Source organism: Streptomyces caeruleatus, assembly GCF_001514235.1.
GTDB lineage: Bacteria > Actinomycetota > Actinomycetes > Streptomycetales > Streptomycetaceae > Streptomyces > Streptomyces caeruleatus.
The window spans coordinates 1-814 of sequence record NZ_KQ948981.1 but is presented as its reverse complement, the minus strand read 5'-3'; the positions used below and the strand labels follow the sequence as shown (position 1 = coordinate 814).

Sequence of the window (814 nt, the reverse complement as noted above, 5' to 3'; positions counted from 1 at the left end):
AAGCGGTACGCGATCACGGACGCCGGGATCACCGACGTACAGCGGTGGCTCGCCACGCCCGAGAAGCCGGAGCCGTACCTCCAGTCGACCCTCTACACCAAGGTCGTCCTCGCCCTGCTCACCCGGCGCGACGCCGCCGACATCCTCGACACCCAGCGCGCCGAGCATCTGCGCATGATGCGGATCCTCACCGACCGCAAGCGGAAAGGGGACTTGGCGGATCAGCTGATCTGCGACCACGCCCTCTTCCATCTGGAAGCCGACCTGCGCTGGCTGGAACTCACCGCCGCCCGCCTCGACAAGCTGGCCGAGGTGGTGGTCAAGTGACGCCTCCTCCCGGTTCCCTGCTCACGGCGCAGGAGCTGCGCAAGGCCTACGGTCCGACCGTCGCGCTCGACGGGGCCGAGTTCTCCATACACCCCGGCGAGGTCGTCGCCGTGATGGGGCCGTCCGGCTCCGGCAAGTCGACGTTGCTGCACTGCCTCGCCGGCATCGTGCCGCCCGACTCCGGGTCCATCACCTACAACGGGCACGAGCTGGCCACCATGAGCGACGCCCAGCGCAGTGCGCTCAGGCGCTCCGAGTTCGGGTTCCTGTTCCAGTTCGGCCAGCTGGTGCCGGAGCTGACGTGCGTGGAGAACGTCGCCCTGCCGCTGCGGCTGAACGGCACCTCCCGCAAGGAGGCCGAGCGGGCCGCGCTGACCTGGATGGAGCGGCTGGAGGTCGACGACCTGCGCAAGAAGCGGCCCGGTGAGGTCTCCGGCGGTCAGGGGCAGCGCGTCGCCGTCGCCCGGGCGCTGGTCACCGACCCGCG

At 70.3% G+C, this 814-nt stretch carries 1 protein-coding gene and 1 pseudogene; both read left to right on the top strand.

Annotation, left to right across the window (positions count from 1 at the left end; genetic code table 11):
- Positions 1 to 327, top strand: a pseudogene (locus AQJ67_RS44375) (PadR family transcriptional regulator); the annotation flags it as partial.
- The coding region (locus AQJ67_RS44370) for an ABC transporter ATP-binding protein (protein ID WP_062725880.1) at positions 324 to 814 on the top strand (491 nt) is incomplete at its 3' end. The pseudogene AQJ67_RS44375 and the gene AQJ67_RS44370, both read left to right, overlap by 4 nt.